This window comes from Phenylobacterium sp. SCN 70-31 (assembly GCF_001724605.1).
Lineage (GTDB): Bacteria > Pseudomonadota > Alphaproteobacteria > Caulobacterales > Caulobacteraceae > Phenylobacterium.
Genome location: NZ_MEEX01000043.1, coordinates 1 through 26,318 on the forward strand (window position 1 = coordinate 1; position 26,318 = coordinate 26,318).

Consider the following 26,318-nt stretch of genomic DNA (forward strand, 5'->3'; position numbering starts at 1 on the left):
GGGAGAGGGGGACCGCGCCCCGTAGAGGGCGTGGTGGAGAGGGCAAGCCGCAAGCGCGGCGGATCGATCAGCCACCCCAAGGCGCGGCGGACCGGCTCGTAACATCGTGGCGCCGGCTTGCCCTCTCCACCATCCGCTCTTCGGCGGATGGTCCCCCTCTCCCACTTCGTGGGAAAGGAAGGTCACGCGTCCAGCCGGTAGCCCGCGCCGCGGACGGTCTGCAGCATCGGGCGGTCGAAACCCTTGTCGATCTTCGAGCGCAGGCGGCTGACATGGACGTCGATGACGTTGGTCTGGGGGTCGAAGTGATAGTGCCAGACCTTCTCCAGCAGCATGGTCCGCGTCACCGACTGGCCCGCGTGCCGCATCATGAACTCCAGGAGCTGGAATTCCCGCGGCTGGAGGTCGATCTCCTTGCCCTGGCGGTGAACCGTCCGGGCGATGAGGTCCATCTCCAGTTCGCCCACCTTCAGCAGGGTCTGGACCGAGCCGGTCTCGCGACGGCGCGCCAGGGCCTCGATCCGGGCGATCAGCTCGGCGAAGGCGTAGGGCTTGACGAGGTAGTCGTCGGCGCCCGCCTGGAGGCCGTCCACCCGGTCGCCCACCTCGCCGAGCGCCGACAGGAACAGAACCGGCGTGCGGTCGCCCTCGCGGCGCAGGCTCTCGACCAGCTGCACGCCGTTCATCTTCGGCATCATCCGGTCGACGATCATCACGTCGAACTCGGCCCCCCGCGCCGCGGTCAGGCCGGCCTCGCCGTCGGGCGCCCGGACGCAGTCGTGGCCGGCCTCGGTGAGGCCCCGCGCCATGGCCTCGGCCGCTTCGAGGTCGTCTTCGACGATCAGGATCCGCATCTGATTCCCGCCCTGCTGAAGGGCGAGACTAGCCCGAAATCCGGATGGGCAGGAAGTTGGTGCGGCCGCTGCGGAACACGCCCACGACCACGCTCGACCGTCCGGCCTTCTTCGCCTCCTCGACCACGGCCGAAAGTTCGGCCGGCGTCGCCACCGGACGTCCGTTGGCCAGCGTGATGACGTCGCCGCGCCGCAGGCCCTTGCCCGCCGCGTCCGAGTTCTGGTCCACGTTCTGCACCAGCGCGCCGCGCACGTCGGCCGGCAGGTTCAGCCGGTTGCGCGACGCCTCGTCCAGCGGCCCCAGGGACATGCCCAGGACCGGCGCCACCGCGGGCGCGGCCTGCTGGCCGGGTCCCGAGCGGCCGGGCGCGCCGCCGAGGTTGTCGTTGGAGGCCAGCTCGCGCTCGGACGGGCGCACGCCCGTGCGCACCTCGATGACCCGGCGCTTGCCCTCGCGGATGATGTCCAGGCGCAGGACGTCGCCGGCCCGCACGCGGGCCACCTGGCGCGTCAGGTCGGAGGAGCTCTTCACGGCCTGGCCGTTGACGCCCACGACCACGTCGCCCACCTGGACCCCCGCCCGCGAGGACGGACCGCCCGCGCTCACGTCGGCCACGATCGCGCCGCGCTGGTCGCCCAGGCCCTGGGCCTCGGCCATCTCGCGGTTGAAGTTCTGGATGGTGGCGCCGATGTAGCCGCGCTCGATCTTGCCGCCCTTCATGAGCTGGCGCGTCACCGAGTCGGCCACCTCGGAGGGGATGGCGAAGCCGATGCCCACCGAGCCGCCCGAGGGCGAGAAGATCGCCGTGTTCACGCCGATCACCCGGCCGTAGACGTCGAACGTCGGGCCGCCCGAGTTGCCCCGGTTGATGGGCGCGTCGATCTGGATGTAGTCGACGAAGGTCTCGCCGATGTCGCGGCCGTAGGCCGACACGATCCCCGCCGTCGCGGTGCCGCCCAGGCCGAAGGGATTGCCCACGGTGATGACCCAGTCGCCCACGCGGGGCTTGGCGGCGTTCTCGAAGTTCACATAGGGGAACGGCCCCTTGCCGCCCTTGACCTTGAGCACGGCCAGGTCGGTCGCCTCGTCGCGGCCCACCACCTCGGCGTCCAGCTCGGTCTCGTCCTTGAGCACGACCTTGATGCTCTCGGCGTTCTCGACCACGTGGTTGTTGGTGACGACGAAGCCGTCGGCCGAGATGAAGAAGCCCGAACCGGCCGACTGCTGGCTGGGCAGGCGCGGCTGGCCCCGCTCGGGCGTGGCGCCTTCCTCGTCGCCGCCCGGCGCCTGGGGCGCCCGCGGGATCAGGAACGGCAGGCCGGGGATCTGGCGCAGGGCGCTGGTGTCGGGCCGGCTGGTGACATTGATCGAGACGACCGCCGGCGAGACGCGGTCGAAGATGTCGGCGAACGACATCGGCGCGCCGGGCGGCGGGGCGAAGATCGGCGCGGTCGAGGCCTTGATGAGGCCGCCCTGCATCGTCTGCTCGGCCTGGGCGGCCGGCAGGCGCAGGCCTGCCCCGGCCACGGCCGCGGCCATCACACCGGCGCCGGCGACTGCGCCCAGGAGGTAACCGGTCTTCTTCGTCGTCATAAGGCCCATGCTTTCCCTGCGCGCGGATGCTTGCGGCGCGCTCGCACAACCTAGGTCGGATGCAGCGAAGTGCAACGTTCCTAAAGTTACGTTTCCGACAGCCTCAGCGCGCCTTCGGGTCGAATGTAGGGCGGGAAGGTGTCAGCGGTCGTCATCATGCGTCAGGCGGTCGAGGCGTGCGGCCTCCTCGGCGTCGAGTTCGGGCTCGGGCGTCCGCGTCCGCAGGCGTTTCAGGAGCAGCGCCGCGCCGGCCAGAACCACCAGGAACGGCCCGATCCAGAGGGCGAGGTTGCCGGCCGAGAAGCTGGGCGCCAGCAGTACGAACTCGCCGTAGCGGTCGGTGAGGAAGCGCTTGATCTCGCCCTCGCTGCGCCCGGCCTTCACCTGCTCGCGCACGATCATGCGCAGGTCCCGGGCCAGTTCGGCGTCGCTGTCGTCGATGGACTCGTTCTGGCAGACGAGGCAGCGCACCTCGCGGAAGATCTCCCGCGCGCGGGCTTCCTGCGCCGGATCGGGCAGGCGCTCGGCGGGGTCGGACGCCGCGCCCAGGCAGAGCACGGCCGCCAGAGCCGCGGCCAGAACCGCAGCGGGCCTCACGTCGCCGGCCCCCGCCGCCGTCCCACGCCCAGGCGCAGGCGGCGGTCCGACAGCGACACCAGCCCGCCGGCGGCCATCAGGGCCGGACCGAGGAAGATCAGGCTGGCCCAGGGGTTCCAGTAGGCGCGCACGAGGAAGGTCGGCGACGCCGGATCGCCCCGGCGTTCGCCCAGCACCACGTAGACGTGGCTGAGGCCCTGGTAGCAGAGGCCCACCTCGGTCGTGGTCTGGCCGCCGGCGGTGTAGAGCCGCCGCTCGGGCGCGACCCGGCAGATCTCGCGGCCGGCGCGGGTGACGGTGAGCGCGCCCCGGTCGGCGTCGTAGTTCGGCCCCGCCACCGGACGCACGTCGTCCAGCCGGACCTCGTAGCCGCCCGCCGTCACCGATCCGCCCAGCGGCAGGGCCTCGGCCGCCTCGGACTTCCAGGTGGTCTCGAACACCGCGCCCAGCACGAAGACGCCCAGGCCCAGGTGCGCGAACGTCATGCCCCAGGCCCCGCGCGGCAGGCCGGTGAGCCGCCGCCACGCCTCGGCGGCCGGGACCCGGAAGGCGCGGGTGCGCTCCAGGATCTCGGCCACGGCGCCGGCGATCAGCCAGCCGCCCATCGCCACGCCCAGCGCGCCCAGCAGATGCCGCGGGCTGACGAGCGCCAGGGTCAGCGCGCCGGCGGTGGCGGCGATCAGCAGGGCGACCCACAGCCGCTGGACCACGCCCCGGGCGTCGCCGCGCTTCCACGCCAGCAGCGGCCCGGCCGGAAGCAGGATCATCAGCGCCGTCATCAGCGGCGTGAAGGTCAGGTTGAAGTAGGGCGGCCCGACCGAGATGGCCTCGCCCGACATCGCCTCTCGGATCAACGGATAGAGCGTGCCCAGCAGCACGGTGGCCGTGGCCGCCGCCAGCAGGATGTTGTTGAGCACCAGCGCGCTCTCGCGGCTGATGGGCGCGAACATGCCGCCGCGGGGCAGGCCGGGCGCGCGCCACGCGAAGAGCGAGAAGCCCAGCCCGGCGGTGACGCCCAGGATGATGAGCAGCAGGACGCCGCGCGTGGGATCGACGGCGAAGGCGTGGACTGAGGTCAGCACGCCCGAGCGCACCAGGAACGCGCCCAGCATCGAGAAGCTGAAGCCCGCGAGCGCGAGGAACACGGTCCAGCCGGCGAGCGCGCCGCGCTTTTCGGTGACGATGGCCGAGTGCAGCAGCGCGGTGGCGATCAGCCACGGCATGAAGCTGGCGTTCTCCACCGGGTCCCAGAACCACCAGCCGCCCCAGCCCAGCTCGTAGTAGGCCCAGAACGAGCCCAGGGCGATGCCGACGGTCAGCATGCTCCACGCCGCCAGCGTCCACGGCCGCACCCACCGCGACCAGGCCGCATCCACGCGCCCCTCGATCAGGGCCGCCACAGCCAGGGAGAAGACCACCGAGAGGCCGACGTAGCCGGCGTAGAGGAAGGGCGGGTGCACCGCCAGCGCCGGGTCCTGCAACAGCGGATTCAGCGACCGGCCCTCGGCCGGCGCCTCGGCCAGGCGCGCCAGCGGGTTCGAGGCGAAGACGGTGTAGGCCAGGAACACCACCCCCAGCGCGCCCTGCGTGGCCACCGTCACCGCGCGCAGGCCGCGGGGCAGGTCGCGGCCGAGGCCCGCCACCGCCGCGCCGAAGCCGGTCAGCGCCAGGCACCACAGCAGCATCGAGCCCTCGTGGCTGCCCCAGGTCCCGGCCACCCGGTACAGCAGCGGCTTGGCCGAATGGGAGTTGGCGGCCACGTTCTGGACCGAGAAATCCGACACGACGAAGGCGTACATCAGGGCCAGGAAGGCCACCGCGTTGGCGCCGAACGCCGCCAGGGCGGCGCCTTCGCCCGCACCGGCCAGGGCGGGCGAGCGGCGAATGCGCCCCGCCGCCGAGAGGCCGACCTGGGCGACCGAAAGCGCCAGCGCCAGGACGAGGGCGAAGGCGCCGATTTCCGCGATCATACGCCGCCGCCGACCTTGTTCGCGCCGCCGGCGCCATAGGGCGGCTGGGCTGACGGCTGGCCCGCCTCGGGCCGCCACTCGCCCTGCGCCTTGAGGGCGTCGGCCACCTCCCTGGGCATGTAGGTCTCGTCGTGCTTGGCCAGGACGCGCTTGGCCTCGAAGGTGCCGTCCGCGCGGTACGATCCCTCGGCGACGATCCCCTGCCCTTCGCGGAACAGGTCGGGCAGATCGCCCTGGAACACCACCTTGTCGGCGGCCAGCTTGTCCTCGACGGTGAACTCGACGCGGCCGTCCGGGTGCTTGATCACCGACCCCATCGCCACCAGGCCGCCCAGCTGGATCGCGCGGCCGGGCTCCGGCTTGGCCTCGGCCGCCTGGGAGGGGGTGTAGAACAGCGAGATCGAGCCCCGCATGCCCCAGAGCGTCAGGCCGACGGCCACAGCCACGACGGGGGCGATCACCGACAGCAGCAGGAGGCGCGTGCGCGCCTTGCGGGACTTGGGCAGGAAACTCATCGCATGGGCTCCGCTCTGGCGGCCTGGTCCAGTTGGCTCACGATATCGGCGCGGCCGGCGTAACGCGCACGGGCCGCAGCGTAGGCCTGGTCGCGATTCGCGGTCTCGCCCAGCACGGCATAGGCGCGGACCAGCCGCACCCAGCCCTCGGGATCGTCGGGATCGGACTTCAACCGCGCCGCCAGCCCGTCGACCATGCCGCGGATCATTGACATTTCCTCAGGGTCGCGCGCGGACCCCTGCGTCCCGCCCTCGCCCCGGATCCGTGCGATCGACTCCTCAACCGCGCCGCGCCGCGGGTCGTCGCCGGCCATGTCGGCCAGCAGCGCGCGCAGGGCCGCCACCGCCTCGTCCGGCCGCCCCGCCTCGGCGGCGGCCTGGGCCAGGAAGAAGCGGGCGCCGGGACTTCCGGGCTCGAGCGCCAGGAGACGGCGGAACGAGGCCTCAGCGTTGGCGTCCACCTTGCCGCCGGCGGCCACGATCTCGGCCTCGCCCAGCATCTGCCAGATCTCGGGGCGCCGGGGCGCCAGCTCGGCGGCGCGGCGGAGCGCGCGAACGGCCGCCAGCGGATTCTGCGCGGCGCCCTCGACCATCCCCAGCAGCCGGAAACCCTCGGCGTCGTCCGGCCGCTCTCCGGTCACCTGCCGCAGCACCGCCGCGGCCTCGGGCGGGGTCAGGCGCATCAGGTCGCCGTCGCGCCAGGCCTTCAGACGCGCCGCATAGGGCTGGTCGGCCATGCCGGGCGCGCCCAGCGCCAGATAGAGGCCCAGCGCCAGGGCCGGCGCGGCGACGACGCCGACCAGCACGCCCAGCCTGTGGTCCTTGGCCTCCCAGACCTCGGCCGGCGCATCGGCGGCCGCCAGCAGGCGGCGGGCGGCCTCGGCATGTGCGCCCTTGCGCTCGCCCTCTCCGATCAGGCCCCGCTCGGCCAGCTCGTCGATCTCGGCCAGTTGCCGGCGATAGAGGATGCTCGCGGTGTCGTGGCCGGTCGATGCGCCATCGATCCCGGGGCCGCCGGTCGAGGCGACGGCGCGCGCCGCACGCATCAGGATCAGGCCCGCCGCGGCCGCCGCGAGGACGCCGGCCACAGCCCAGAAAAGAAACATGGTGGGGCTTTAGCCGAAAGGCCGCCGTCGCGCGAGAGCGCGTATCGTCGCCGGGAGGTCTTCGGCAGGTCTTCGAGGGCATGAAGCGGGCGGAAGGCGGGCCGGACACAGGGCCTTGGGAGGCCTCGCCGGGCCTCACGCTTCGCAGGCGTGCGACAGATCGGGGTTCAGGGTCGCATGGGCCCGGCGGCGAACCAGTTCGCCCGTCTTCTCGCCCCGGATCAGGCAGCTGAACTGCGCGGCGATCTCCAGGAAGGCGGCCGCGTGGTCCATGTCGTCCACGTCCTGCGTGCGGACGAGGTCGAGGACGCTGTCCACATATCGCTCCAGGAACTCGCCCAGCGCCTCGACCGCCTTGTTGCGCGCGGCCGAGAAGCCCCCGTAGTTCGAACTCAGATTCAGGCCGTCGACGAAGGTCAGCAGCGTGAGCGCGCGCTCGACCGCGTCGGGTTGCGGCGGCTCGGAGAGCTGGGGCGCCTGCCCCCGCGCCTTCTGGCCTCCCGCCTTGTGACTGCGCGGCGTATGGAGGGGCAGCGCCTCGCGCGCACAGTGCTCGGCCTCGCGCATCCGGGCCTCGACCAGGCCGGCCAGGGCGGCCCGCTGCTTCGCCAGCCGCTTGCCCCAGCCGTGGTCGCGGGGCATCTCGACGTTGGTCTCGATCTCCAGGATCCGCTGCACGGTCAGGTCGACGACGCGGGCGGCCGTCCCGGCGGCGGCCCGGCCCTGGTCCGACCTCAGCGTCGCGATCGTCGCCAGAGCCTGATCGATCTCGTCCAGGAGACCCTCGCAGAAGCCCGCCAGTTCGGAATCCCGAAGATAGCGCTCGGTCGGCTTGTCCATGACCGCCGAGATCAGCCGCATCACCATCCAGCGCTGGGCGAGCTGGCCGGCCAGCATGTGGAAGAAGATCGGCCCGGCGTCGTCGGCCACCGCGACGGCGTCCCGATAGGCGATCCGCGCGTTGGCCGCGGTCTCCTTGCCGGTGTGGGTGATCCATTCGGGCAGGCGGGGCAGCGCGCGGCGCACCACCGGCGTGATGTCCAGGCAGCGCGCGAACAGGTCGGCGCCGCCCGCCCGCGCCGCGTCGCAGGCCTCGGACGCGGCGGCGTAGTCGGGGTTCCCGCGCGCCCGGACGCCGGCGGCCGCGGCCCGCGCCAGGCGATCCTGGGCGTCGGCGATGTGATGGCACGAGAGTTCGAGCACCTCGGCCGCCTGGAGCCGCTCGATCAGATCGGGTTCCGACGCCTTCAGGCCGCGCCAGGTCGCCGCCAGCGCGCGCGCCGGAAAGGCCAGGACGCGGTCGTCCGGCGGCGGTCCGCACATGGCGATCATGGGCTGGAGGATGGCGTTGCGCAGGGTCCGGTCGGCGACCTCGGCCTCCACCAGCCGCCGCACACCGCCCAGGGCGTTCCCGGAAGCGTCGTCTGGAGATGCATCCGGCGCGGCGCCCGACAGCGCCTGGCTCAGGCCGCCCACCACATGGTCGGGCGCCTGCTCGACCAGGGTGCGGACGATCTGGATCTGGCGCTCGGAAAGCGCGGTCATGCGGCCTCCTGGCGCCAGGGAACGCCGTTCGACCAGCACCTTCACCATCGCGAGTTAAGGCTTTGCGAAGCCGGGGGCTTCAGTCGCCCGCACGCGGCAGGTCGACGGTCACCGAAAGGCCGCCCAGGGGCGAGCCGCCCAGGGCCAGCGTCCCGCGGTACGCGCGGGCCAGTTCATCGATGATCGAAAGTCCCAGACCCGAGCCGGGCGCGCTCTCGTCCAGCCGGGCCCCGCGGCGGACCACCTCCTCGCGCTGCTGCGGGGTGAGGCCGGGACCGTCGTCCTCGACCGTCAGGCGCAGGCGCTCGGCGCCGTCGGCCACGGCGCGAACGCGGACGCGGTCCTTGCACCACTTGCCCGCGTTCTCCATCGCGTTGCCGGCGATCTCCATGAAGTCCTGCCGTTCGCCCTGGAACCACAGGTCGTCGGGGGCGTCCCAGTCGATGTCGACGCCCTTGTCCCGGAAGATGCGCTCGAGCGTGCGCGACAGCTCGTCCAGCACCTCGGCCACCGAGGTGCGCTCGCCCGGCCCCTGGCTGCGGGCGGCGGCGCGGGCCCGGCGCAGGTGGTGATCGACCTGCTGGCGCATCACCTCGGCCTGGCGGGTGACCACCTCCGCCAGCGGACCGGGCCGCTGGCTGGCCTCGGTCAGCATCACCGAGATCGGCGTCTTTAGCGCGTGCGCCAGATTGCCCACGTGGGTGCGCTGGCGCTCGACGGTCTCCTGATTGTGGGCCACCAGGGCGTTCAGTTCGTCGGTCAGCGGCTCCAGCTCGGTGGGATAGTCGGCCTGGAGCCGCTCGCTCTTGCCGCGCCGCACGTCGGCCACTTCGCGCCGCAGGCGGAACAGCGGCTGGAGGCCCACGCGCACCTGGACGATCACCGCCAGGATCAGGCCCACGCTGAGCAGGCCGAACGCCACCGCCGTGGCCGTGACGAAGTTGCGCACCTCGCGGTCGATCGGGCGGCGGTCCTCGGCCGCCAGGAAGATCACCGGCCCGTCGCGACCGTAGAAGGTGGTCCAGCGGGCCATCACGCGGACGGTCTCGCCCGGCTGCGGGCCCGCGGCGTCGAAGGCGATGGGCCTGGAGGGGTCGGCGCGCAGGCGCTGGGCCAGATCCGCCGGTTTGGCCAGTTCGGAATCCCACAGCGAGCGCGAGCGCAGGTCCTCGATGGCCTGGACACGGCCGTCCGGTCCCGGCTCGGCGATTTCCCAGTAGCGTCCGGAATAGGGGCGGAGCGCCCGCAGGTCGGTGAGCGCCGGGGCCACCACCTCGCCGTTCTCGATCGTCGAGCCGGCCAGCAGGTTGTCGATCAGGTCCGACAGGCCGGCGTCGAAGCGCCGCAGGGCCGCCTGCTGGAACAGCAGCGCCAGCACGACCGCCGAGATCACCAGCGCCGCGAACGTCCAGCCCAGCGCCAGCAGCACCAGCCGCCGGACCAGGGAGGGTTTCGCGAAGCGGCCGACCGTCGTCACGCCTTCGCGGCTTCCGCGTCGACCTCGTCGGGCGGGCAGGTCAGCCGATAGCCCAGGCCGCGCACCGTCTCGATCCGCTCGGCGCCGATCTTCTTGCGCACCCGGCCTATGAACACCTCGATGGTGTTGGAATCGCGGTCGAAATCCTGATCGTAGAGGTGCTCGACCAGTTCGGTGCGGCTGATGACCCGGCCCTGGTGCATCATCATGTAGTGCAGCAGGCGGTATTCCAGCGAGGTGAGCCGCAGCGGCTCGCCGTTCACGCTGGCCCGCGCCGCCCGCGGGTCCAGGCGCAGGCCCCCGCACGCCAGGTTGGGCGTCGCATGGCCGGCCGAGCGCCGCAGCAGCGCCCGCAGACGCGCCAGCAGCTCCTCGGTATGGAACGGCTTGGTCAGGTAGTCGTCCGCGCCGGCGTCGAAGCCGGCCACCTTCTCGCTCCAGGCGCCGCGGGCGGTGAGGATCAGCACCGGCGTGGTCATGTTCTCGCGCCGCCAGCGCTCCAGCACCGACACCCCGTCCACCTTGGGCAGTCCGAGATCCAGGATGATGGCGTCGTAGGGCTCGGTCTCGCCCAGGAACTGGGCCTCCTCGCCGTCGGGGGCGTGGTCGACCGCATAGCCGGCGTCGGCCAGCGCCAGCTTGAGCTGGCGCGACAGGTCCGGATCGTCTTCAACAAGCAGGATGCGCAAGGCAGCGTCCCTTCCAATGGTCTAAAGAGGCTAGCCCCCCTGGCGGCCCAGGATCTGGCCGCTCTCGGCGTCCACAACGAACACCACCACCCTTCCGTTCTCCAGTTGCCACTGGACGTAGTAGGCGGGCCGGCCGCCGGCGTCGCCGGTCGTGGTGTTGAGATGCCGGCCCGGGTGGCGCGCCGCGATCATCTGGAGCACGCGGGAGAGCGGGACCTGGCCTGCGCCCCGGCGGTCCTGATACGAGTCCTGGCCGAAGGCGCGGCCATAGGGCTGCGCGTCCACGACGGACGGCCCCGCCACGACGGCAGCCAGGACGGCAAGGGCGAAGAGGCGTTTCATGGCGACTTGACTAAAGGCGGCGGACTGAACCCCGGCTGAACAAGGGATATTCGCTCCCGTGCTTCAAGCCTAGCCGTTTGACGCCCCGCATCGCGCCGACGCTTTTCGGATTCGGCCACGGAAGGACGTGAAAAGGGGCGCGTCCTCCCGAGGCCGCGAAGCGGCGCCTCTCGAATTTCAGGGAACCACGGAAAACACGGAAAGGACACAGAGGGCGAAGCTGAGATTTCCGTGTGTTCTGTGTTTTCCGTGGTTTTCATGACGGAGCCTCCGCTGGCGCGAAGGCTAGGGGAAGGCCCACCCCTTCGTGTTCCTCGGAGTTCCCTTCCTGCGCCTTCGCCGCGTCAGCGGCGCTTGGGCGTGTAGGGCCGCTTCGACTTCTGCTGCTCGGCGAAGGCTTCCAGCTCGGGATCGGCGCCCTCGGGCAGGGTGACCACCAGGCGGGCGAAGAGATCGCCGCGGTGGCCCTTGGCGTCCACCAGACCCCGGCCCTTCAGCCGCAGCCGCGCGCCCGAGTTGGCGCCCTTGGGCACGGTGACGTTCACCGGGCCGTCCGGCGTCGGCGCCTCGACCTTGCCGCCCAGCACCGCGTCGTAGAAGGTGATCGGCAGGTCCATCACCAGGGCGTCGCCCTCGCGCCGGAACGTGGGATGCGGCTTGAGCGCGATCTCGATGAACGCGTCGCCCGGGCCCGAGCGGCCGGGCTGGCCCTGGCCCTTGAGCCGCAGGGTCTGGCCGTCCTGGGCGCCCTTGGGGATGGTCACGTCGATGGTGCGGCCGTCCGAGAAGGCGATCCGCTGCTTGCCGCCGCGGATGGCGTCGGTCAGGTCGATCTCGATCCGGGCGCGGACGTCCGCGCCGCGCTGGGAAAAGCCGCCGAAGCCGCCGCCCATGCCGCCGGGCCGGCCCTGCCGCCCGCCGCCGAACATCTCGCCCAGGATGTCGCCCAGGTCGGCGCCCTCGAAGGTGTCGGTGCGGAAGCCGCCGCGCGGACCGCCCTGGCCGCCGAACCCACCCCCGGGCCCGCCGCCGCCCCAGCCGGCGAAGCCCGGCGCGGTCTCGCGGCCGTCGGCGTCGATCTCGCCACGGTCGAACTTCTTGCGCTTCTCGGCGTCGCCCACGATGTCGAACGCGGCGCTCACCTTCTTGAACCGCTCCTCGGCGGCCTTGTCGCCGGGATTGGTGTCGGGGTGGTTCGCCTTGGCGAGCTTGCGGAACGCCTTGCGGATCTCGTCGGCGGACGCGGTGCGGCCAACGCCCAGCTCCTGGTAGGGGTCGCGCGCCAAGCTCGTCAGTCTCCTCGAATGCCCTTGCTCGGGATGTGAGTACTAGATTGGGCCGGGGGTTCCAGCCCGCAAGACACACTGTGACAAAATAGCCACTATTCGTCGCCCCGCTCCACGACCAGGTCCCAGGCGGCGAAATCCAGGGCGTCCTCGGGATCGGCCAGCGCCGTTTCGCTGATCGTCTGCCCGCGCACCGAGACGCCCGCACGGTGGACGCTCTCGGGATCGCCCGAGATCAGCGGGTGCCAGTCGGCCAGGTCGCGCCCCTCGTGCAGGCGGCGGTAGGCGCAGCTCCTCGGCATCCATTCCAGCGCCTCGATGTTGTGCGGCGTCAGCTTGATGCAGTCGGGCACGTGGCGATGGCGGTCGGCGTAGTCGGAACAGCGGCAGAGCGCGGCGTCGAACAGTTTGCAGTGGACGCGGGTCGGGATCACCTCGTCGGTCTCCTCGTCCTCGAACCGCACCAGGCAGCACAGGCCGCAGCCGTCGCAGAGGCTCTCCCACTCCGCCACGGTCATCTGCGCCAGGGATTTGCGCCGCCAGAAGGGTTCGCCCGCCATCGCGCGGATGTAGGCCCTGGGCCGGGCCGACAGAAGCGCGAACTTGCGTCGCGCCCCGGAGCGTCTATGTCACCCCGCCCATGCGCCCGCCCGTTCTGGCCCTGAAAGACGTCCGTCTCGCCGACGGTCCGCTCATGCTGTTCGACGGCGTCGACCTGGCGCTGGAGCCGCGGATGCGCGCCTGCCTGGTGGGCCGCAATGGCGCCGGAAAGTCCACCCTGCTGCGCATCCTGGCCGGCGAGATCCAGGCCGACGACGGCGAGCGGACGCTTACGCCCGGCGTGCGCATCGCCTATGTGCCGCAGGAGCCGCCGGTCGTGGGCGCGACGGTGCTGGACTATGCGACCTCGGGCGGCGCCGAACCGCACCGCGCCGAATCCGCCCTCGCCGACTTCGGTCTGGACCCCGCCAAGTCCACCCAAGGGCTGTCCGGCGGCGAGGCCCGGCGCGCGGCGCTGGCCAAGGCCTTCGCCGAGGACCCCGACGTCCTGCTGCTGGACGAGCCGACCAACCACCTCGACATCCTGGCGATCGAGACGCTGGAGGCCGAGATCGCCGCGCTCCGCGCCGCCGCCCTCATCGTCAGCCACGACCGCGCGTTCCTGGAACGCGTGACCCAGCGCTGCTTCTGGCTGGAGTACCGGCAGGTGCGCCGGCTGGACGAGGGCTTCGCCGCCTTCGACGGCTGGGTGGAGAAGATCGAGGCCCAGGAGGCCGAGGAGGCCCGCCGCCTGGCCCGCGCCATCGAGCGCGAGCAGCACTGGATGGCCCGCGGCGTGACCGCCCGCCGCGCCCGCAACGAGGGCCGCCGCCGCCGGCTCGTCTCCATGCGCCAGGACATGTCCGACCGCATGAAGGAGCTGCGGGGCGAACTGAACATGGGCCTGGCCAGCTCGGGCGTGTCGGGCCAGCGCGTGGTCGAGGCCAAGGGGATCGCCAAGGCGTTCGGCGACCGGACGATCCTCAAGAGCTTCTCCACCCGCATCCTGCGCGGGGACCGCGTCGCCATCGTCGGCCCCAACGGCGCGGGCAAGACCACGCTCATCAAGCTGCTGCTGGGGGAGCTGGCGCCCGACGCCGGCGAGGTGAAGCTGGGGACCAACCTCACGGTCAACTACATCGACCAGTCCCGCGCCGCCCTGGCCCCCGACATGTTGCTGAAGGACGTGCTGACGCCCGAGGGCGGCGATCAGGTGATGGTGCGCGGCGTGCCCAAGCACGTGAACGCCTACGCCAAGGACTTCCTGTTCCGCGACAGCCAGCTCCGCCAGCCGGTGCGCAGCCTGTCGGGCGGCGAGCGCAACCGCCTGCTGCTGGCCCGCGCCCTGGCGCGGCCCGCCAACGTCATGGTCCTGGACGAGCCCACCAACGACCTCGACATGGACACCCTGGACCTGCTCGAGGACCTGCTGGCCGACTACGACGGCACCCTGATCCTGGTCAGCCACGACCGCGACTTCATCGACCGGCTGGCCACCTCCACCATCGGCCTGGACGGGACAGGGCGCGCGGTCGAGACTCCCGGCGGCTGGCAGGACTTCGTCGGCCAGAACCCGGGCTTCTTCCGCGCCCTGGCGCAGAGTCAGACGCAGGCCCAGCCGGCGCGGACATCGGCGCCCCCCGCTTCACGCCCCGCCGCGCCCAAACCAGCCGCCAAGCTCTCGTACAAGGATCAGCGCCGCCTGGCCGAACTGGAGACCCTGATCGCCGACATGCCGGCCAAGGTGTCGGCCCTGGAGGCCGCCCTGGCCGACCCCGGCCTCTACGCCCGCGACCCGGCCGGCTTCGACCGCTACAGTCGCGCCCTGGACGCCGCCCAGGTCCAGCTCGCCGCCGCCGAGGAGGAGTGGCTCGAACTGGAAGCGCGACGCGAGGCGCTGGAGGCCGGGCGGTGAGCCCCGGCCAGGTTTCCTGTGGATAACCGTGCCCGTTGAACATCAACGATAACGACGGTCGAATACCGGGTTATCTACCGCTTGATCACAGCTTTTCGACCGCCGGGCCGCGTCCGGTCCTGCGGCCTCGCTTGCGTCGCAAAAGCTTCGGGCGCACCGTCCACTTGCCGACAGGAACTGCGGCGCAGCGGACGGAAAAGCCGGCGACGGCGGACCCCGAAGCCAGCGGGCGGAGCGGCAGATCGAAGGCCAGGAACCGGGGCGACCCGGAACCCGAACTTGAGGTCTGGCGCCGGCGGTCAGGGAAAACCACGGAGCGGCCCGCAAGGGACGAACCGAAACCGAACTGACAGTTGGCCTGGAAGCGCAGATCCCCCAACGGATCTGTATGAGAGGGCGACGCCCCGGGCGACCGGAGCGCCGCCCTCTTGCTATGGGGCGACGATGTCCTCCCGTCGGCGCGACATCGCGTTGCGCCGGGCGCAAGGATCGCCCTACCTTCCGGACGCCAAGTCCGAGGGGGTTTCCATGAAGGCGTTGCGTTACCTGGCCCTGCATTCCCTGGCTCTGGCCGCCGTCGCCCTGCTGGCCGCGTGCTCGCCGGGCCAGAAGTCGGACGAGGCGCCGAAGGCCGGCGCTCCGGTCGTGATCCGCTTCGCCACCGACTGGCGCGCCCAGGCCGAGCATGGCGGCTTCTACCAGGCCCTCGCCTCGGGCGAGTACGCCAAGCGCGGGCTGGACGTGCGCATCGTCCAGGGCGGGCCGGGCGTCAACGTGCCCCAGCTCCTGGCGTCGGGCGCGGTCGACCTGGGCATGGGCTCGAACAGTTTCATCGTCATGAACCTGGCGCAGGAGGGCGTGCCGGTGAAGGCGGTGGCGGCCTTCATGCAGAAGGACCCGCAGGTCCTTATCGCCCATCCCGACACCGGCGTGAACTCGATCGCCGACCTCAAGGGCCGCCCGATCCTGCTGGCCGACGCGTCGGTGACCGCGTTCTGGACCTGGCTCAAGGCCAAGTACGGCTTCACCGACAGCCAGGTGCGCAAGTACACCTTCAACGCCGCGCCCTTCCTGGCCCACAAGCGCGCCGCCCAGCAGGGCTATGTGACCAGCGAACCCTACACCATCGAGAAGGAGGCCGGGCTGAAGCCCCGGGTCTTCCTGCTGGCCGACGAGGGCTATCCCGGCTACGCGACCATGGTGCTGGCGACCGATGGGATGATCGCGAAGAACCCGGCGGCCGTGCGCGCCTTCGTCGAGGCCAGCGCCCAGGGCTGGCGCGACTATCTGTCCGGCGACGCGACCGCCGCCGACGCCCTGATCCGCAAGGACAATCCCGAGATGACGCCCGACGTGCTGGCCCAGGCGCGCGAGAAGCTGAAGTCCTACCGGATCGTCGAGGGCGAGGAGGGGCTTCCCCTGGGCGCCATGACCGACGCCCGCTGGACGGCCTTCTTCGATGTGGCTTCGTCGCAGGGGGTCTATCCGAAGACGCTCGATCCCAAGCGGGCGTACACGCTGGAGTTCGTGGGGAAATAGACGTGCCCCCCCCGTCCACCTCGGAGGCCGGGATGACCGTGGCCTCGCTGCTCGACGTCGAGGTCGACTACGATCGCGGGCGCGCGCTGGGTCCGCTGACGCTGTCGATCGGCGCGGGCGAGATCGTGGCGCTGGTCGGGCCCTCGGGTTGCGGCAAGTCGACGGCGCTGCGGCTGCTGGCCGGGCTGGAAGACCCCACGCGCGGCGAGGCCCGGCGCGCCGCCGGCCGCGGTGAGACGGCCGTGGTCTTCCAGGCGCCGACGCTGGCGCCCTGGCGCTCGGCCCGCGCCAACGTCGCCCTGCCCCTGGAACTGGCCGGGGTCGCCCCCGACGAGGCCCGCACCCGCGCCGACGCCGCCCTCGCCCGCGTGGGCCTGGCGGGCGCCGAGGCCGCGCGGCCGGCCCAGCTCTCGGGCGGCATGGCGATGCGCGTCTCGCTGGCCCGCGCCCTGGTCACCGCCCCCCGCCTGCTGTTGCTGGACGAACCGTTCGCCGCCCTGGACGAGATCACCCGCCGCCGCCTGGCCGACGATGTGCTGGCGCTCTGGGACGCCTCCAGGCCCGCCATCGCCTTCGTGACCCACAATGTGGAGGAGGCCGTCTACATGGCCTCGCGCGTGGTCGTGCTCTCGCGCGGCCCAGGCCGGATCGCGGCCGAGTTCGCCGTCGACGGACCACTGCCCCGGCCCGACGGCTTCCGCGCCGCCGAGGGCTTCCGGGCCACGGCCGAGGCCGTCTCGGCGGCTCTGGCCAAGGGGATCGACGCATGAGCCGGCTCGCGCCCCTGCTGCTCGTCGCGGGCCTGCTGGCGGCCTGGGAGATCGCCTGCCGGGCCCTGCAGGTCCCCGGCTACTTCCTGCCCACTCCCTCGGCGGTCGCCATGGCCCTGGCCGAGAACCTGCCGACGCTGGCCGCCGCCGCAGGCCGCACGCTGTGGACCGCCGTCCTGGCCCTGGCGATCGCCAGCGTGGTCGCCGTGGGCCTGGCCGTCGTCACGGCGCTGAGCCCACTGCTGGACAAGGCGATCCGGCCGCTGGCCTCGGTGGTCCAGGTGACACCCGTGGTGGCCATCGCGCCGCTGCTGCTGATCTGGGCCGGGCTGGACCATCCGGGCCGCGCGCTCGTCACCCTGGCGGTCCTGGTGGCCTTCTTCCCCATCTTCTCGGGAGCGGTCGCGGGCCTGCGCTCGGCCGATCCCGACCTGGAGCGCCTGTTCCGCCTCTATGGCGCGAGCCGGTGGCAGACCGTGCGCCGGCTGCGCCTGCCGGCCTCGGTCCCGTTCCTGCTGGAGGGGCACAAGGTGGGCGCGGGCCTGGCCCTGATCGGCGCCGTCGTGGCTGAGTTCGCCGCCGGCTCGGGCAAGGTCCAGGGCCTGGCGTGGCAGATGCTGGACGCCGGCAACAAGCTCCAGACCGACCGCATGATCGCCGCCCTGGTGGTCCTGGGCGTCATGGGCGTGGCCCTGCACGCCGCGCTGGAGGCGCTGGAGCGCGCCGGCCTCAGGTGGTGGCGAGGCCGCTGAGGGGGATCAGGGCGCCGCCGCCGGCGACGCCTCCTGAGGCGCCAGGGCTTCCAGATCGAAGCGAAGAGGAATGCGCACCGTGCCGCCCACGGTCGGCAGGCCTTCGTCGGTCCAGACCGCCAGCCGGAACTGCGGCGTCAGGGTCATCGCCGCCGCCGCGTATCCCAGGTCCTGGGGCGTCTCGCTCTCGACCGCGCATCCCTCGACCCGACCCTCGGCCACCACCCGGCACATCATCATCACGCGCGCCTGGAACGCCTTGGCCTCCCGGGCCGCGGGCGGGATCACGGCCGCGAGGTCGTCGATGCTGGGGACTGCCCGCCACCTCGGCCGCCCGACGGCCGGAGCCGGCTCCAGAAGCTCGGGCGCGAAGGTCACGCTGACATGCGCGCGGGCGCCGGCCACCGTGTCGCCCTTGCCGTCGTGGGTCGGAGTCCGGAAGTGCGGCACGAGGGACCGGGCGGCCGACAACAGGCCCAGACCGGACGGCGTCTCGCGCACCTTGTCGCAGGCGATCAGCCCGCCATCCGCCTTGATGCGGCACGCGAGGACGGCGGTGCCGCCCGTTCCGGTCTCGCGGGCCTTCTTCGGATAGACCTGGACCACCTGCTCCAGGGTCGGGGCGGCCGACCACGGGAGGTGGGTATAGACCCGGGCGCCACGATCGGGCGGCGGCCCGAACGGCCCCACCATGCCGGACATGTCCCAGTTGATGGGAATCCGCACCAGGGACTCGACCGGCTTTCCGTCCTGCATCGCCGGCCGCATCAGGAACTGCGGCGAGAGGGCGACGGCGGCCGCCCCGAAGCCCAGGCCCTGGGGCTCCTCCGATACCGGCCGGCAGTCGCGCAGGACCCCCTGGACCGTGACCACGCACGCGATGACCGCCTTCCCACTGCGGCTCTTCCGATAGGCCTCGACCGGAAACACCGACCACAGGTTCTCCGCCGTGGGCTTCTTCAGCCAGTCCGCTTCGCGGTCCTGGCCGGTCGCGGGTCCCGCCGTCGCCAGCACGACGGCGAACACGCCAAGTTGTCGTATCTTCATCTCGCTCCCCCCGCGCGAGCTAAGCAGCTTCGGCGGAGGTGCGGAAGCCTCCCCCACGCCGGCGACGCTCAACGCGCTGGAACCGCCTCGGCGGCCGACGGGGTCGAGGCCGCACGCATGTAGTCGTCCAGGTCGAAGCGGATCGGGACACGGACCTTGCCGCCGACGATGGGCAGCCCCTCGTCCGTCCAGATGGCCAGCTTGAAACGCCTGGACAGCGCGACCGCGGCGTCTCCATAGCCCAGCCCGGCCGGCTCCTCGGACTGGACTCCACAGGTCTCGAGTTCGCCGGACGCACCGACCTGACAGTTGATCACCGCCCTGGCCTTGAAGGCCTTCTGGGCTTTTGCGGCCTCGGGCACGACGGCCGACATGTCCTCGATGTTTGGCAGGCTCACCCACTCGGGGCGGCCGATCACGGGGTCCTGCGTCTCGATCGATGCGGCGGCGAAGGTCACGTTGAGGTGGGCGTAGCCCCCCGCGATCGACTGGCCGTCGGCGCGCTCGACCGCCGTCTCGAAGAGCGGCGCGAGCCGGCGCGCCGCCACGCCGAAGCCGTAGCGCTCGGGCGCCTCCCGGACGATCTCGCACGCGGACAGACGCCCGTCCCGCCCGATTCGACACCCCAGCGTCACCGCCCCTCCGACCTTGTCGGCCTTCGCCTTGCCGGGATAGGCGGCGAGCACCTCAGCGAAGGTCGGCGCCTTGCGCCAGCGGAGCTGGCGATACACCGTTCGTCCCGGCAGATCCGAGGCCGTGGAAGGCCGGATGTGGGACCCCGTCGCACGACCCGGTTTCGGGAAGTTGATCGGGATGCGCACCTGGGACTCCACGGGCGCCCCGTCCTTCATGGCCGGGCGCATCGAGAACTGCCGCGAGAGGATGAGGGCCGCGGAACCGAAGCCGCCGCCGGCAGGCGTTTCGGATTCGACCCGACAGTCCCGAAGCACCCCTTGGAGCGTGACAATACAGGCCAGGGTGGCGTTGCCGCCGTAGCCTTCCTGCAACGCCTTGGCGGGCCAGACGGCCAGCAGATCGTCCGAGGTCGGGCGTCTCACCCAATCGGCGGCGCGATCCTGGGCGCCCGCCGTCGCCACCATCGCCGCCGCCAGCAGCGGCGCCACCGACAGGATCACCGGCAGTTGTCGTATCTTCATCTCGCGCCCCCCGCGCGAGCTAAGCAGTTTCGGTGGGGGTGCGGAAGCCTCTAGGCGGCGGGCTCGGACAGCCGCTCGACCGCGTCGTAAGCCAGGACGCTCAGCGAGCGCAGACCGTGTTCGGCGAACACGTCCAGGGCCGCGTCGAGCGACATCAGGGCGGCGGCGCGTTCGCCGCGCTCCCGGCCGGTCATGGTGATGCGCGCCTCGTACAGACGCGCCAGATGGAGCTGGGACAGCGCCCAGCCCACGGGATCGCGGCCTGGCGAGAGGTTGGCCAGCTCGATCTTCATGGCCGCCTCGGCGGCGTCCAGCACCGCGAGATCGCCGGTGATCTCGGCCGCGCGGGCGAGGCAGACGGCGCGGGCGCCGGCCGCCTGGCCGCGCAACGGCAGGGCGGGCGTCTCCTTGAGCACGAGGCCGGCGCGGTCGTAGCAGCTCACCGCGTGCTCGAAGGCGCGCGCGTCGCTGGACGCCTCGCCCAGCGCCTGGAGCGCCTGGGCCAGGGCCACCTGGGCGCGGGCCCAGTCGAGGGGGCTGTGCTCGCGGGTCAGGTTGTCCAGCGCCAGGGCCAGCGCGCTGGCGCCGGCGGCCAGGCCGTCGACGTCGCCCGACATCTCGCCACGCAGGGCCAGCGCCTGGCCATGCACGATCTTCGCCCGCACCCAGGTCAGGGGCTCGTAGGCCGAATCCAGCCGCTCGGCGGCGGCGGCGGCTTCCCGCGCGGCGGCGTCCAGAAGCTCGACGTCCTTGAGCCGGCCGCCCCAGCCGCACAGCAGGTCGGCGCGCACCAGCCGCGCCTCGGCGGCCAGACCGCGGGCGACTGTCACCCGCTTGGCGATGGCGTCGAGCGCGTGGATCGGCGCGGCGAAGCGGGCCGCGAAGGCCGACGCTTCGGCGGAATCGGCGGTGTCGAGAGCCCGGCGGCCTTCGATGGCCAGTTGTCCCACGTCGGCCAGCGGCGCGGCCAGGCCGCCCCGCGCCTCGGCCCGGGCGTCGCGGAAGGCCACCTCGGCGGCGGCGTTGAGGCCCGGATCGCCGAAGACCTCGGCCCCCAGAAGCGCGCAGTAGGCCTGTTCGCAGCGCGCGCGGGCCCAGCCGTCCTTGCGGTGGGCCGCCTCGAACCCGGCGGCGGCGGTCTCGGCCGCGGCGGCGGCCTTGCGCAGGGCCACCGGATCGCCGGTGCGGCGGGCCACCTCGCGCCAGACGATGGCGGCTTCGAGCCGGCGGCGGGCCTTGTCCTTGGCGCCGATCCGGCCGGCGGCCACGTCGGCGGCCTTGGCCTCCTGGGCGAGAAGCTGACTGTCGAGAAGTTCGAGAAGCGAGGTGTCGCCGCGCGTCAGGCCATCGGAATGCGCCTTGAGGCGTTCGGGGGCGAAGAAACGCCGCAGCTCCCGACCCAGTTCGAACATCGACCCGCTCCGGCCCCACGGCGTCCCACCTTGGAACGCCCCTCACAGGCATTGTGGAACGTCAGCAAAGCCGGAGCCGGAGTTCTTAACAAGCCCTTAATTACACGATCATGGTTAACAACCACAGGAATATCACACGTCAAAACAAGGCCTTGATCTTCGATCTTGTTAACGTTTGCGGATCCAGGCCCGGGCGGACCGGCGCGGCGCGCCCGTCCGCCGTCGCACCCGAGGTCACGCTTCAGGCCGTGACGCGCGCCTGCGCCGGCGCCGCCCCGCCGATCGCCTGACGCCGGGCGCGGACGCCGGCCGCCAGGGCGTCCAGCACCTGGACCGAGGTGGCCCAGTCGATGCAGGCGTCGGTGACGGACTGGCCGTAGGTCAGGGCGCGCCCGGCCACGAGATCCTGCTGCCCCGCCACCAGATGGCTCTCGATCATGACGCCCATGATGCGATTCTCGCCGGCCGCGAGCTGGGCGCAGAGGTCGGCCGCCACTCTGGGCTGGTTGTCGGGGTCCTTGCCCGAGTTGGCGTGGCTCGCGTCCACCATCACGCGCTGGGGCAGGCCGGCGCGGGCCAGTTCGGCCGACGCCGCCGCGATGCTGGCGGCGTCGTAGTTCGGCAGCCGTCCCCCGCGCAGCACCACATGGGCGTCGGTGTTGCCGGTCGTGGCGGCGACCGCCGCACGGCCCTCGCGGGTCACGGCCAGGAAGTGGTGCGGCTGGCCGGCGGCGAGCACGGCGTCGACCGCGATCTTCACGTCGCCGTTCGTGCCGTTCTTGAAGCCCACGGCGCAGGAGAGCCCCGATGCCATCTCGCGATGGATCTGGCTCTCGGTGGTCCGCGCCCCGATGGCGGCCCAGGCGACGAGATCGGCGATGTACTGGGGCGTGGTCACATCCAGGAACTCGCACGCCGCCGGCAGGCCCAGCGCGCTGATGTCGATCAGCAGCCGGCGGGCCAGCCTCAGCCCCTCGTCGATCCGGAAGCTGCCGTCGAGGCCGGGGTCGTTGATGAGACCCTTCCAGCCCACCGTCGTGCGGGGCTTCTCGAAATAGACCCGCATCAGGATCTCGAGGTCGTCGCGGTGGCGCTCGCGCTCGGCGGCGAGGCGGCGGGCATAGTCCATGGCGGCGGCCGGGTCGTGGATCGAGCAGGGACCGATCACCACCACGAGCCGGTCGTCCTGGCCGGTCAGCACGCGATGTATGGCGGTCCGCGACTCGCCCACGAGATCCGAAATCGTCGAGGTCGTCGGCGCCTCGCCGATCATCAGGGACGGAGGGCTGAGCGGTGTGAGGCTCTGGATGCGGGTGTCGGCCGTGGGTCGGGAATGCACGCGGGTCTCCTGAAGATCGGAGGACGGCGGCCATGAAAAAAGCCGCCAGTCCTGGCGGCTTGGGAAGGGGGTTTGTCTGAACGGGTCAGGCCAAACGATCCTCCGCCGGCGCCAGGAGCGTCGGTTCGCCAAAATACCAAAAGTAGGTGTAGGCGACGGAGGTCATCGCCCGCATTCTAGCCGCCGCAAGGGCCGCTGTCACCCCGTCGCGGTTCCCCAGGCCCTCTCAGCCGAACAGCCCGGCCTGCTCGGCGGGCGTCAGGATGCGCCACGCGCCGGGCTCCAGGTCGTCGGGCAGGGCCAGGCCGCCGATCCGGTCCCGGTGCAGGGCGACCACATGGTTGCCCACGGCGGCGAACATCCGGCGCACCTGATGGTAGCGCCCCTCGGTGATGGTCAGGTGCGCCCGGCGGGCGTCGAGAGGCTCCAGGACGGCCGGCGCGAGCGGGGCGGTCTCTCCGTCCAGCATCAGGGTCCCCGAGGCGAAGGCGGCGGCCTCATGGCCCTCCAGCGGCCGGTCAAGGGTGGCCAGGTAGCGCTTGGGCACATGGCTGCGCGGCGAGATCACCCGGTGCAGGAACGGGCCGTCGTCGGTGATCAGCAGGAGGCCGGTGGTGTCCTTGTCCAGCCGGCCGATGGTGGAGAGGCCGGGCGTCCGGGCGCGCCAGCGGCCGGGCAACAGTTCGTAGACGCTGCGGCCCGCCTCGCGATGCGAGCACACCACGTCCAGCGGCTTGTGCATCATCAGCGTCAGCGGCGCCGGCGGATCGACGGGCCGGCCGGCCACGGTCATCCGCTGCGGCAGATCGGCGGCGACGGGCACGCGCGCGCCGGCGTCCTTCAGGGCCGCGCCGTCCAGCACCACCTGGCCCCGGGCGACCATGGCCTGGACCTCGCGGCGCGAGCCGTAGCCCAGGTTGGCCAACAGGCGGTCCAGCCGGGCCATCGGGACCTTGGCGTTCACTTGCGGGCCTCGAGGATCTTGTAGCCGCCGGCGTCGGCCTTCACGTCCACGCGGGCGAAGGCCTCGTGCAGCGCCGCCTCGTAGGGAAGATGGCGGTTGGCCACGAGCCAGCAGGCGCCGCCCTTGCGCAGGACGCGCGCGGCCGTGCGGACGAACGCCACGCCCAGGTCCCGGTCCTCGCGTCCGCCGTCGTGGAAGGGCGGGTTCATCACCACGAAGTCGAGATCGGCCAAGGTGTCGTCCAGGGTCTCGCCGGGGCGGCGCGCGTCGGCCTGGACCACGTCGACGCGCGGATCGTCGAGGTTCCGCCGGGCGCAGGCCACGGCGCGCCGGTCGAGATCGACGCAGGCCAGAGCCGTCACGGCGGGCGCGGCCAGCACGCGCGCCGCAAGCACGCCCACGCCGCAGCCCAGGTCGGCGCCCCGGCCGGCGAGCGTCGGCAGGGCCTCCAGCAGCCGGGCGCTGCCCGGATCGATGCGGTCCCAGCTGAAGACGCCCGGCTGCGACCACATCCCGGACGGCGGCGCCAGGGCCGGGACGCGGCGCGGCGCGCCAGCGTCGATGGCGGCGGCCAGCCCGACCGGCGCCTCGGGACGCGCCACATGGCAGAAGCGGTGATGCCGACGGGCGTCCTCGGCCACCTCGCAGCCGAAGCCTTCGAGGGCCTTGCGCAGGCGCGAGCCACCCTTGTCCTTGGGCGCGAAGACGGTGAGCGGGGCGCCGGGCTTCAGCACGCGCAGCGCCTGGGCCAGGACGTGGTCGCGCTCCAGCGTGCCGCCCGGCGCCAGGACGAGCGCCTGGTCCGCATGGCCGTCGGGCAGGTCGGCGAGATCCTGCGCGCCCGGCGCCAGCGGCGAGACCTGCACGGCGCCCGGCGGAACCTCGACGAGGCCGGGGGCCGGGCGGCCGTACAGCAGGGTGACGCTCACCCCTACGCCCGTTCCTTCGAGCGTTCTAGACGGACCTTGGAGAAGCGTTCCGAGACGTAGCCGACCTCCCAGGCCGACTTGGCCAGGAACACCGGCTGTTCGTCGATGTCGGTGGCCATGGCGCTGCGGTGCTTGCCCTCGAAGTCCTCGACGTCGGCGCGCTCGCCCGAGACCCAGCGGGCCTCGGCGTACGGGCTGGGCTCGAAGATCACGTCGAGCTGGTACTCCTCGCGCAGGCGGTCGGCCATGACTTCGAACTGGAGCTGGCCCACCGCGCCCACGATGAAGTCGGCGCCCAGGTTGGGCCGGAAGAGCTGGGTGACGCCCTCCTCCGCCAGGCTCTCCAGCGCCCGCTTGAGGTGCTTGGCCTTCAGCGGGTCCTTCACCCGCACGCGCTGGAGGAACTCGGGGGCGAAGTTGGGCAGGCCGGCGAAGCGCAGGGCGCCGCTCTCCGACAGGCTGTCGCCCACGCGCAGGACCCCGTGGTTCGGAATCCCGATGACGTCGCCGGCATAGGCGTCCTCGGCCAGTTCGCGGTCCGAGGCGAAGAACATCATCGGCGCGTTGACGCTGAGCTGCTTGCCCGTGTTCTGGACCTTGAGCTTCATGCCCCGGCTGAACCGGCCCGAGCAGAGCTTGAAGAAGGCGATCCGGTCGCGGTGGTTGGGGTCCATGTTCGCCTGGACCTTGAAGACGAAGCCGCTCACCTCGCGGTCGCCGGGGGCGACATGCGTTTCCTCCGCCCCCTTGCGGGCCGCCACCGCCTTGGGCGGCGGAGCGTAGGCGCCGAGCCCTTCCAGAAGCTGGTCGACGCCGAAGTGGCGCAGGGCCGAGCCGAAGAACACCGGCGTCATGTGGCCTTCCAGGAACGCCTGGGGATCGAAGGTCTTGAGACCGCCCATGGCCAGTTCCGCGTTCTCCGCCAGTTCGTCCCGCTCCTCGGGATCGAGGTAGCTGACCACCGCATTGCCCTGGAAGGCGACGGGCGCGGGATGCCCTTCGTCGTCGTCCTTTCCGCCGCGCTTGGACGCGAAGGGGAGAAACCGGTCGCGGCGCAGGTCCAGCATCCCGCGGAAGCGGTTGCCCGAGCCGGCGGGCCAGTAGAGCGGCGAGGGGTCCAGCGCCAGCTTCGAGGCGATCTCGTCCAGCAGCTCGAAGGTGTCCTGGGCCTCGCGGTCCATCTTGTTGATGAAGGTGACGATCGGGATGTCGCGCATCCGGCAGACCTCGAACAGCTTCAGGGTCTGCGGCTCGATGCCCTTGGCGGCGTCCAGCACCATGACCGCGGCGTCGGCGGCCGTCAGCGTGCGGTAGGTGTCCTCCGAGAAGTCCTCGTGGCCCGGCGTGTCCAGCAGGTTGAACATCAGGCCGTCGTGGTCGAACGTCATCACCGAGGCCGAGACGCTGATGCCGCGCTCGCGCTCGATCTTCATCCAGTCCGATCGGGTGCGGCGGTTCTCGCCGCGGGCGCGCACGGCGCCGGCCGCCCGGATGGCCCCGCCGGCCAGCAGCAGGTTCTCGGTCAGGGTCGTCTTGCCGGCGTCGGGGTGCGAGATGATCGCGAAGGTGCGCCGGCGGGCGGCCTCGGCGGCGGGAGAGGTGCTCATGGCCGGCGCGCCTATCACGCGCGCGGCGCCGGCGGAAGGCGCGCGGCTCGCCGGGCGCGCGCCGGGTCACACCGTGCGCGGTCCACGGATGGGCGGCGGCCAGGTTGGGGAACCACGGACAGGACGGCGTGGGCGTCGATCCCTGAGTCTGTTTGGAACCACGGAAGACACGGAAAACACGGAAGGGGCCCGCAAGGGGCCCGGCGTGTCCTGAGCCTCCGCGGGAGCGGAGGCTCCGTCATGGGACCGCGGAAAACGCGGAAGGGCGCGGGAAGCGCAGCTTCGCCTTCCGCGTCTCTCCGCGGGCTTCCGCGGTTCTCGGCATGCAGGGGCGCCGCTTCGCGGCCTTGCAGGACCGGACGCCCTTCCGTG

At 72.2% G+C, this 26,318-nt stretch carries 23 protein-coding genes; 4 read left to right on the forward strand and 19 right to left on the reverse strand.

Features of this window, described 5'->3' with window-relative positions:
• Positions 1–182 precede the first annotated feature (182 nt).
• The 12 genes from ABS78_RS22060 to ABS78_RS22115 form a co-directional block, all read right to left on the reverse strand.
• Complete coding sequence (locus tag ABS78_RS22060) at positions 183–854, reverse strand: response regulator transcription factor (RefSeq protein ID WP_293384760.1); 672 nt, start codon at positions 852–854, stop codon at positions 183–185.
• 28 nt (positions 855–882) lie between these two features.
• Complete coding sequence (locus ABS78_RS22065; RefSeq protein WP_293384763.1) at positions 883–2,448, reverse strand: Do family serine endopeptidase; 1,566 nt, start codon at positions 2,446–2,448, stop codon at positions 883–885.
• Between the two features lie 141 nt (positions 2,449–2,589).
• Positions 2,590–3,045 carry a cytochrome c-type biogenesis protein gene (locus ABS78_RS22070; protein ID WP_293384766.1) on the reverse strand — a complete coding sequence of 152 codons (456 nt, stop codon included), beginning with the start codon at positions 3,043–3,045 and terminating at the stop codon, positions 2,590–2,592.
• On the reverse strand, positions 3,042–5,015 hold the full coding sequence (locus ABS78_RS22075) for a heme lyase CcmF/NrfE family subunit (RefSeq protein WP_293384769.1): 1,974 nt from the start codon (positions 5,013–5,015) through the stop codon (positions 3,042–3,044). Before ABS78_RS22075 ends, ABS78_RS22070 begins: the two co-directional genes overlap by 4 nt.
• Positions 5,012–5,530 carry a cytochrome c maturation protein CcmE gene (ccmE, locus tag ABS78_RS22080; RefSeq protein ID WP_293384772.1) on the reverse strand — a complete coding sequence of 173 codons (519 nt, stop codon included), beginning with the start codon at positions 5,528–5,530 and terminating at the stop codon, positions 5,012–5,014. Before ccmE ends, ABS78_RS22075 begins: the two co-directional genes overlap by 4 nt.
• Positions 5,527–6,636: a c-type cytochrome biogenesis protein CcmI gene (gene ccmI / locus ABS78_RS22085; protein ID WP_293384775.1), complete on the reverse strand. Its 1,110-nt coding sequence runs from the start codon at positions 6,634–6,636 to the stop codon at positions 5,527–5,529. Before ccmI ends, ccmE begins: the two co-directional genes overlap by 4 nt.
• Positions 6,637–6,771: 135 nt before the next feature.
• Entirely contained in the window at positions 6,772–8,181 is a 1,410-nt protein-coding gene (locus ABS78_RS22090) for a hypothetical protein (protein WP_293384778.1), read from the reverse strand.
• A 79-nt stretch (positions 8,182–8,260) separates the two neighbouring features.
• Positions 8,261–9,658 (reverse strand): sensor histidine kinase, encoded by a 1,398-nt coding sequence (locus ABS78_RS22095; RefSeq protein WP_293384781.1) that lies wholly within the window; start codon positions 9,656–9,658, stop codon positions 8,261–8,263.
• Complete coding sequence (locus tag ABS78_RS22100; protein ID WP_293384784.1) at positions 9,655–10,347, reverse strand: response regulator transcription factor; 693 nt, start codon at positions 10,345–10,347, stop codon at positions 9,655–9,657. The genes ABS78_RS22095 and ABS78_RS22100 overlap by 4 nt, the downstream gene beginning before the upstream one ends.
• 30 nt (positions 10,348–10,377) lie before the next feature.
• Entirely contained in the window at positions 10,378–10,689 is a 312-nt protein-coding gene (locus ABS78_RS22105; RefSeq protein WP_293384787.1) for a PepSY domain-containing protein, read from the reverse strand.
• Between the two features lie 344 nt (positions 10,690–11,033).
• The gene (locus tag ABS78_RS22110) at positions 11,034–11,975 is read right to left on the reverse strand and encodes a DnaJ C-terminal domain-containing protein (protein WP_293384790.1); all 942 of its coding nucleotides are present in this window, start codon (positions 11,973–11,975) and stop codon (positions 11,034–11,036) included.
• A gap of 95 nt (positions 11,976–12,070) precedes the next feature.
• Positions 12,071–12,535 carry a YcgN family cysteine cluster protein gene (locus ABS78_RS22115; protein WP_293384793.1) on the reverse strand — a complete coding sequence of 155 codons (465 nt, stop codon included), beginning with the start codon at positions 12,533–12,535 and terminating at the stop codon, positions 12,071–12,073.
• An 80-nt stretch (positions 12,536–12,615) separates the two neighbouring features.
• Between ABS78_RS22115 and ABS78_RS22120 the strand changes: the two genes are divergently transcribed.
• From ABS78_RS22120 to ABS78_RS22135, 4 genes are all read left to right on the forward strand, one after another.
• Complete coding sequence (locus ABS78_RS22120) at positions 12,616–14,430, forward strand: ABC-F family ATP-binding cassette domain-containing protein (RefSeq protein ID WP_293384796.1); 1,815 nt, start codon at positions 12,616–12,618, stop codon at positions 14,428–14,430.
• 528 nt (positions 14,431–14,958) lie between these two features.
• A complete protein-coding gene (locus tag ABS78_RS22125) occupies positions 14,959–15,969 on the forward strand; it encodes an ABC transporter substrate-binding protein (protein ID WP_293384799.1) in 1,011 nt (336 codons plus the stop codon).
• A gap of 32 nt (positions 15,970–16,001) precedes the next feature.
• On the forward strand, positions 16,002–16,739 hold the full coding sequence (locus ABS78_RS22130; RefSeq protein ID WP_293384823.1) for an ABC transporter ATP-binding protein: 738 nt from the start codon (positions 16,002–16,004) through the stop codon (positions 16,737–16,739).
• The gene (locus tag ABS78_RS22135) at positions 16,736–17,491 is read left to right on the forward strand and encodes an ABC transporter permease (RefSeq protein ID WP_293384802.1); all 756 of its coding nucleotides are present in this window, start codon (positions 16,736–16,738) and stop codon (positions 17,489–17,491) included. Before ABS78_RS22130 ends, ABS78_RS22135 begins: the two co-directional genes overlap by 4 nt.
• 6 nt (positions 17,492–17,497) lie before the next feature.
• On the opposite strand, the gene ABS78_RS22140 is transcribed toward ABS78_RS22135, so the two are convergent.
• The 7 genes from ABS78_RS22140 to ABS78_RS22170 all read right to left on the reverse strand — a co-directional run bounded on the left by ABS78_RS22140 (position 17,498) and on the right by ABS78_RS22170 (position 25,946).
• Entirely contained in the window at positions 17,498–18,538 is a 1,041-nt protein-coding gene (locus tag ABS78_RS22140; RefSeq protein WP_293384805.1) for an energy transducer TonB, read from the reverse strand.
• Positions 18,539–18,606: 68 nt separating this feature from the next.
• Positions 18,607–19,695, reverse strand: coding sequence for a TonB family protein (locus tag ABS78_RS22145; protein ID WP_293384808.1), 1,089 nt, complete (start codon positions 19,693–19,695; stop codon positions 18,607–18,609).
• A gap of 50 nt (positions 19,696–19,745) precedes the next feature.
• A complete protein-coding gene (locus tag ABS78_RS22150) occupies positions 19,746–21,107 on the reverse strand; it encodes a hypothetical protein (RefSeq protein WP_293384811.1) in 1,362 nt (453 codons plus the stop codon).
• 241 nt (positions 21,108–21,348) lie between these two features.
• The gene (locus tag ABS78_RS22155; RefSeq protein WP_293384814.1) at positions 21,349–22,446 is read right to left on the reverse strand and encodes a 3-deoxy-7-phosphoheptulonate synthase; all 1,098 of its coding nucleotides are present in this window, start codon (positions 22,444–22,446) and stop codon (positions 21,349–21,351) included.
• A gap of 226 nt (positions 22,447–22,672) precedes the next feature.
• Positions 22,673–23,392 carry a pseudouridine synthase gene (locus ABS78_RS22160; RefSeq protein WP_293384826.1) on the reverse strand — a complete coding sequence of 240 codons (720 nt, stop codon included), beginning with the start codon at positions 23,390–23,392 and terminating at the stop codon, positions 22,673–22,675.
• Positions 23,393–23,406: 14 nt separating this feature from the next.
• Positions 23,407–24,339, reverse strand: coding sequence for a class I SAM-dependent methyltransferase (locus tag ABS78_RS22165; RefSeq protein WP_293384817.1), 933 nt, complete (start codon positions 24,337–24,339; stop codon positions 23,407–23,409).
• Positions 24,340–24,341: 2 nt separating this feature from the next.
• Positions 24,342–25,946, reverse strand: coding sequence for a peptide chain release factor 3 (locus tag ABS78_RS22170; RefSeq protein ID WP_293384820.1), 1,605 nt, complete (start codon positions 25,944–25,946; stop codon positions 24,342–24,344).
• Positions 25,947–26,318 lie beyond the last annotated feature (372 nt).

Excerpts from the sequence above, each read along its gene's own strand:
- ABS78_RS22090 (WP_293384778.1), bottom strand. The coding sequence starts at position 8,181 with ATGACCGCGCTTTCCGAGCGCCAGATCCAGATCGTCCGCACCCTGGTC.
- ABS78_RS22125 (WP_293384799.1), top strand. The coding sequence starts at position 14,959 with ATGAAGGCGTTGCGTTACCTGGCCCTGCATTCCCTGGCTCTGGCCGCC.
- ABS78_RS22120 (WP_293384796.1), top strand. The coding sequence starts at position 12,616 with ATGCGCCCGCCCGTTCTGGCCCTGAAAGACGTCCGTCTCGCCGACGGT.
- ABS78_RS22145 (WP_293384808.1), bottom strand. The coding sequence starts at position 19,695 with ATGAAGATACGACAACTGCCGGTGATCCTGTCGGTGGCGCCGCTGCTG.
- ABS78_RS22105 (WP_293384787.1), bottom strand. The coding sequence starts at position 10,689 with ATGAAACGCCTCTTCGCCCTTGCCGTCCTGGCTGCCGTCGTGGCGGGG.
- ABS78_RS22060 (WP_293384760.1), bottom strand. The coding sequence starts at position 854 with ATGCGGATCCTGATCGTCGAAGACGACCTCGAAGCGGCCGAGGCCATG.
- ABS78_RS22065 (WP_293384763.1), bottom strand. The coding sequence starts at position 2,448 with ATGACGACGAAGAAGACCGGTTACCTCCTGGGCGCAGTCGCCGGCGCC.
- ABS78_RS22115 (WP_293384793.1), bottom strand. The coding sequence starts at position 12,535 with ATGGCGGGCGAACCCTTCTGGCGGCGCAAATCCCTGGCGCAGATGACC.
- ABS78_RS22170 (WP_293384820.1), bottom strand. The coding sequence starts at position 25,946 with ATGAGCACCTCTCCCGCCGCCGAGGCCGCCCGCCGGCGCACCTTCGCG.
- ABS78_RS22130 (WP_293384823.1), top strand. The coding sequence starts at position 16,002 with ATGACCGTGGCCTCGCTGCTCGACGTCGAGGTCGACTACGATCGCGGG.
- ABS78_RS22140 (WP_293384805.1), bottom strand. The coding sequence starts at position 18,538 with ATGAAGATACGACAACTTGGCGTGTTCGCCGTCGTGCTGGCGACGGCG.
- ABS78_RS22075 (WP_293384769.1), bottom strand. The coding sequence starts at position 5,015 with ATGATCGCGGAAATCGGCGCCTTCGCCCTCGTCCTGGCGCTGGCGCTT.
- ccmI (WP_293384775.1), bottom strand. The coding sequence starts at position 6,636 with ATGTTTCTTTTCTGGGCTGTGGCCGGCGTCCTCGCGGCGGCCGCGGCG.
- ccmE (WP_293384772.1), bottom strand. The coding sequence starts at position 5,530 with ATGAGTTTCCTGCCCAAGTCCCGCAAGGCGCGCACGCGCCTCCTGCTG.
- ABS78_RS22135 (WP_293384802.1), top strand. The coding sequence starts at position 16,736 with ATGAGCCGGCTCGCGCCCCTGCTGCTCGTCGCGGGCCTGCTGGCGGCC.
- ABS78_RS22150 (WP_293384811.1), bottom strand. The coding sequence starts at position 21,107 with ATGTTCGAACTGGGTCGGGAGCTGCGGCGTTTCTTCGCCCCCGAACGC.
- ABS78_RS22160 (WP_293384826.1), bottom strand. The coding sequence starts at position 23,392 with ATGGCCCGGCTGGACCGCCTGTTGGCCAACCTGGGCTACGGCTCGCGC.